General features: G+C 39.1%; 5 protein-coding genes. All 5 read right to left on the minus strand.

Annotation, left to right across the window (positions count from 1 at the left end; genetic code table 11):
• Nucleotides 1-80: 80 nt before the first annotated feature.
• Nucleotides 81-950 carry a helix-turn-helix transcriptional regulator gene (locus C7B62_RS15440; protein ID WP_199194215.1) on the minus strand — a complete coding sequence of 290 codons (870 nt, stop codon included), beginning with the start codon at nt 948-950 and terminating at the stop codon, nt 81-83.
• 189 nt (nt 951-1,139) lie between these two features.
• The gene (locus C7B62_RS15445) at nt 1,140-2,606 is read right to left on the minus strand and encodes a CIA30 family protein (protein ID WP_106238342.1); all 1,467 of its coding nucleotides are present in this window, start codon (nt 2,604-2,606) and stop codon (nt 1,140-1,142) included.
• Nucleotides 2,607-2,749: 143 nt separating this feature from the next.
• Nucleotides 2,750-3,826, minus strand: a complete 1,077-nt coding sequence (locus C7B62_RS15450) for a glycosyltransferase (RefSeq protein WP_106238331.1) — start codon at nt 3,824-3,826, stop codon at nt 2,750-2,752.
• 620 nt (nt 3,827-4,446) lie between these two features.
• Nucleotides 4,447-5,829, minus strand: a complete 1,383-nt coding sequence (locus tag C7B62_RS15455) for a GAF domain-containing sensor histidine kinase (RefSeq protein WP_106238333.1) — start codon at nt 5,827-5,829, stop codon at nt 4,447-4,449.
• A gap of 79 nt (nt 5,830-5,908) precedes the next feature.
• On the minus strand, nt 5,909-6,246 hold a 338-nt coding region (locus tag C7B62_RS15460), incomplete at its 5' end, for a response regulator (RefSeq protein ID WP_146132115.1).

Genomic DNA, 6,246 nt, shown 5'->3' on the forward strand with positions numbered 1-6,246 from the left:
TGCCGATTCTTCCGAAAACTGTTCTATTTTTACTTAAATAAGCTGACGAGTTAAGACCTATAGCTAACCGCAAAGCGGTTTTAAAATAAATTTTGATATGCTTTGGGTGTAATTTGATAATGCTGACGAAAGACTCTAGTAAAATGACTTTGATTTTTAAAGCCGACTTCTTGACAAACAAAAGCGATCGCTAAGTTTTGACGTAAGAGAAGCTTCGCTTTTGCTAAACGGCAGCTGGTAATGTATTTATGAGGAGAAGTGCCAGTAGATTGCTTAAAGAGGCAAGCAAAGTAATGAGGACTAATATTGACCAAACTTGCCAGTAAGTCTAGGTTGAGAATGTGGTCTAAATGTCCTTGAATATACTCAGTGACTATTTTGAGTTGGTAATTGCTTAATCCGCCTCGATACTCTTTGACAGCATTGTTAACTCCATAACGGCGTAGTAAATGTACTCCTAATGCAGTAGCCATCGAGTCTGCATAAAGCTGACTATCTTCACCAGCAGTAACTAATTCGGTTTTTAAAGCTAAGGCTATCTGTTGAATTAAAGGATCGTGAACTTTGAGTTGCGATCGCAATTCTAGCTGAGTATCATCTCCCATAGCATTAACTAGGACATCAGGGGGCAAAAATAGATTGATCAAAGGCACATCGCGATCCACTGCTACCCTAGGAAAAACAGTGCCAGCAGGAATAAGAGCAACATCTCCTTGAAGATATTCTTCTTGATGCCATTGTTCCTCGATGTGAAAGCTAGCCTGAAATTCTCCTTGGGCAACTACTAAAACATGAGCCAAAGCGATCGTTTCAGGCATTTCTCCCGCAGGTTCTAACTCATAAATCAGACTAAGCTTGTTCCATCCTGCCTCCTGACTAGAAAGCAGATGATTGTGATTGTGTTCGCCAGATAAACCAGATAGATTAAGCGAAGATTCTTCTAAAGACACAATTAAACCAGATCCATCTTGATAACTTAAGTTTATGACAAAATAAGGTTACCAAACTTCTGGGCATTTCTTGACTCTATATATAATTGCCGTTCTTGATAATTGGAATTTCCAGTTTTGGCGATCGCTTAATTTTTCTTCTTTGCTACCCTTGTTGTTGCTCTAAAGTACAGATTAGATCTACAAAAACTAGTTCATATCAGACGTATGATTATCTGCTTGTAAATTGTTAAACAGTTCTTTCCAGTTAGTGTCACCTTGTTGTTCGGTTTCGTTAACTTCAAAAGTTTTATTGACTGCATTAGGTAAATTCAGCGCCTGAATACAGAGTTCGGCGATCGCATCTCGGCTAACTTGTCCCCTTAAATTATCTCCTTGTTCGGCATACAGAGTTTTATCACCAGGTTGTTCAGTTAAAGCGCAGGGACGAATAATTGTGTAGGTCAAATTGCTAGATCTAATCGCTTCTTCTCCTCGCAGTTTCCAGGTTAAGATTCCTCCCAGTTGATCGTTCATACGTACTGCGGGTGGTTCTTCTGCTAAATTGATTCCTGGGCGATTAGGGCGAGTAACTCCTGCTGAACTTATCTGAATCAACTGGGGTTTAACCTGACCACCATAAGCCTTGATATATTCTACCTCCAGCTTAAATGGGCCTGGTTCAAACTGAGGATTTAGCTCCCCATCGTATTCAAACTTACTCAACATCAACTGCATTGAGTAAACTTTAGCAGCATCTAACTGGCTGGCTTCCTGCACGGTTTTAGCACGGAATACGGGAATTAAATCCTTGAAAGGAATACGAACAGTTGTGGGGTAATCATGAATCGTATCAAAAGAATAGCAGTAACCAACCCCATCCCATTTACCTTCACAGCGAGTAATGAATTTATAGCGTTTGCCATCTCCAATTACTCTCAGTTCAATTCCCTCGTAATCTGACAAATCCATTGGCGGTGTAAAGTTACGAGTCCGCACAGAGGCGAAACCGCCGTTGTTGTCTGTAGAAACAATCCCCGCAAAGATTGCTCTGTTGTCTGCCAAGCGGATTCTACTTTGGCTCACGCCTCCCATCACCACATCATCTATTGCTCCCCAAGTTTCCTGTAAATCACTACTGGGATTAGCAAAATCAAAGATCATCTGCTCTCCCCCGTGAGGAAGGTGTTGTGAAATAACCTGCACTAAATTTTTAATTCCCTCATACTCCACTAATTCTGGAGTATCAACTACCTCTGGCAAATAAAATTTAATTCCCTGATAGTATTTCTCTCGATTGGGAGTGTCTCCTTCTACTGGTTGCACCTTCGTACCCGTACAGCAAATTACGGCGCTAACTCCTGCCATCATGGCTGGCTTGAGAGTATCGGGGATAGTTAGATCGGCCTCAAATAGTTCTGCCTCTCCTAACATTGTTTTAGCTCGCTCTACATCCCTAACTAATGCTCGGACATGATAATTGCGAGCTAGTAATTTCTGTACGACTCGTTTACCCACTCCACCCGTTGCACCAGCTACCAAAATTGTCATTTTTGTCTGTTGATAAGATTGCGATGAGCTATTTGAAATTAATTTTTGCCATAAAGTATTGAGATTAGGAATGATCTCAAAAAAGGTTAACGTTTGCCAAAGTTGGCTTAACTGACCCTTAGCCACAGTATTATCAAGATTATCAAGAAGTTGTCCAAGAATCCTCAAAAGACTCCATTGTTATCTTATATCTTAGTCTCATCTCACGATTTTCTGTGAAGATGGCGATCTTTAGGGTAGGCGAAGTCTAATCGCTTCTGACTAACTAATTACCAATAGTTACTAATTACTTTACGGTGTAAGGTAATATTGGCACGGATAAAAATGCTGAGGTCGACGATAAACGCCAAGGTAGCAATGGGAATCCGCAACAAGGCTTTTTGTAAAGAATGATGTTTTAAAGATCTATAGCGACGAAATACTAGAGGAATGGGAATGAGCCACCACTTTTTCTGAACTAAAGAATTACGAACAAAATCGTTAAGCCAAAGTGGGTTTTCCCGATTCATTTGGTTAATCAGCGTTCCTGCCGTCAATTCTGGACTACCCCTAAAAGATCCCGCTGCGCATAATTTTTCCTGTAGGTAGTAAGTTAAAAAGATATTAACAACGATGCCAACTACAACTCTAACTTCATGATTAATCAATTCTAAAGGATTAGTGTAAGCTTCAAATATATGGGAGGCTTCAGTTACTCTGACAATTCTTTTGGTAAAAGTAGGATTTTTGACCGTAAAGTTTTCGCTGATGATCATTTGAGTCAAAAACCCGTCTTCCACAGGCAATCCTGCTGGCATCCAAATATTACGCAATACTTCGGCACGACCACAATAAAGCTGTCCACAAATATATAGTTGACCTGCATTAGACGATTGAGAAACTGCCACAGACAACTTATCAATCCAACTCTTATTTTCTTTGAGCTCGATATCTTTAATTGGTCGATCTAGAGCAATCCAATATTCGGGATTTTCAACTAATACCTCGATCATTTTTGCTAAAGTTTGATAATTATGCAATTTAATGTCTGCATCCATCAAACAAAAGAAGTCAGCATCAGGCGCTGAAAATTGATGAACAAATAAATTCCAAGCATTACTTTTACCTGCTTCTTTTACTTCACATACTCTCCAACTCAACGATGTTTGATGGATAAACCCTATTTGTTTTAAGGTATTACGAGCTAAATCTGCTGTATTATCACTACAGCCATTGGCAACAACAATAATTTCAACTGAATGTTTTTCATCTAAACTTGTGAATAAGCTTTGTTGACCAAGAGATTGTAGCGAAGCTGCAATCAAATCTGATTCATTGTGAGCTAAAATACCAATACTTAATTTCATAATTTAAATAATATTTATCAAGAAATACAGTGTTTATTTATTTCTTATTTCCTTAACTATTTACTTTAAAAGTAATTAATTCAGTAAATTGCTCAAATCAAGGTAATTGTCAAGGTATTCTCTTGTCAGAAAATGCATATATATAGTGTAAATTGGGTGATATTAAGTAAGTTTACAATGCAAAAATAAATACTGTGTAAAAAAATGATGAAGTATGTATAAAGTTCTGATTTTTTATTTTCTCAGTGATGTCAGTGATGTTTGGTCAGCCTACAATATTTTGATAATTGAAAAACAGCTAAAAAGCCTAAACAAAATACTACAAAACCAGACAAAATGTAGCTAATTACTCAAATTTAAAAGTTGGCGTTGCTTAATCCAGGTATGAAATCGATAGAGTTACTGTTGGCAGCTATTAGCTTTTTGAGACATCTCTATTGATGAGGATTTTTTTTCCTGTTTCAATTCAGCAACGCCCAAAAGTTTAGAAGAGAATCCTTTTAGGGCTCCGCTTATCCTTTAGGACTACCTACGAATAGTTAACTAAGCTTGTCTTAATCTAACTTTGTACGGCTACAGTTATCAAACTTGAGCTTTAATGTTCTTCCTTTAATCAATGTTCAATCCGACTCTAGAGGAAAAGTTATCGTCAAGATAGTTTCCTGGCGATCGCTAGTTACAGTAATAGAAGCCTTAAGTACTTCGACTAATTTTTTCACTAAGGTTAATCCTAGTCCTGTGGCGTGGTCTTTGGGGGAGGAATCCTGGCTGCGGTATAACTGAGAGAAGACTTGCTCTTGTTCTATTTGCGTAAGTTCTCTACCAGTATTAATTAACCGAATCAAGACTTGGGACTTAAGAATTTTGGTTTGGAGTGTAATTGTTCCTTCCACAGGAGTACGTTCTAGAGCATCATTGAATAATTCCTGCACAATTCGTTCGAGGATGACAGGATCGGCATAGATCTTGGGTTGTTGACGCGCTAATTTTAGCAGTATCTTAGGCTGCTGATTTTGGGCTGCAATATAAGGATTAGCAAGATTAGTAAGTAGAGAATTTAATTCAATTGATTCTGGCTGAACCACTTTGGCTTGAGCATCAATATAGCAAAGGGTTAACAAATCGTCGGTCAGTTTTTTCTGGCGCTGACATGATTCATGAAAAATTTTCAAGACTCGTTGAAAGAGTGGGGAATGACGGGGATTTTGCTTGGCTTTAAGTAAGCTTTCTAAAGTTTGAGCAGCTAATTGAATACTACTGATTGGCGCTTTGAGCTCGTGAGATACTGTTTTCAGAAAATCGTCTTTAAGCTGATTCAGCTTGGCTAATTCCGCCACCTGCTGATTAGAACTAGCATATAGTCGAGCCTGACGCATAGCGATCGCACATTGGGAAGCTACCTGCTGCATCAGAGAAATTTCCAGGTCGGTAAAGAGTTCTCCTGGGGGTCTAAGTCCCCACAGATTACCGATAATACCGCGATCGTCAAAAATAGGACAGGCAAGACGAGTCACCTGAATTCCTTGAGGATTAAACAAAGGGACAGGTTCAACTAGCTGTAAAGGAGTTTTTTGCAATAGTTGTTGATATAGCTCAGGAAAATCATCAATTTGTCTGGTTTCTCCCTGACACCCAGGTAGAGTACCACTATATTCATGGACGATAGTTGCTGTTTGCTGTTGAGGGTCATATAGCTCAATTTGGCAACCACTAAGATGTAATACTGTGGCTAGTTCTTCTGTGGCAACTCGTAAACAGTAGGTTTCATCTAAACTATCCCGAACTTTATCAGTGATGCGTCTAACCAAAGCTTCAAAATCTAGAGCTTGCCTTAATTCTTGATTTTGTACTGCTAGGGTGCGTCCCATATTTCTCAGATTGAGGTGAGTTTGAATACGGACTAAAACTTCCTCTTGTTCAATGGGTTTGGTGATATAGTCTACTCCCCCCAGCTTGAATCCCTGAACCTTGTTAATGGGACTTTGACAAAAAACTAGGTTCAAAAAGGGGTGAAAGCCTCATGTATTAATGGTTTAACCTCAAAATAACTAAATCCTTAATATATCTGGGTTTCAGGCGAATTTACCTCTTCGAGGTAAATTCGGCGTCTGGCAAGGCTTTCACCCCTTTTTGATAGGTAAAAATTGTCAAAGTCCTGTTAATCGTATCGGAAAGAGCAGTGAGGAAAATAACAGGGATGTCTTTGGTCGCAGCTTGAGATTTTAGCTGGCTACAGGTAGCAAAACCATCAACGTTAGGCATTAACACGTCTAGTAAAATTAGGTCGGGGTTTTGCGATTGAGCAATCTGCAAAGCGCTGGCGCTATCTTCTGCCAGTAATACTTTAACTAAAATGTCGGGCAGAATTCCCCATCTTCTAAAGTTGTGGGATGAATGCCCGACCAATAAACAAACTGCGT

Source organism: Pleurocapsa sp. CCALA 161, assembly GCF_003003995.1.
Classification (GTDB): Bacteria; Cyanobacteriota; Cyanobacteriia; order Cyanobacteriales; family Xenococcaceae; genus Waterburya.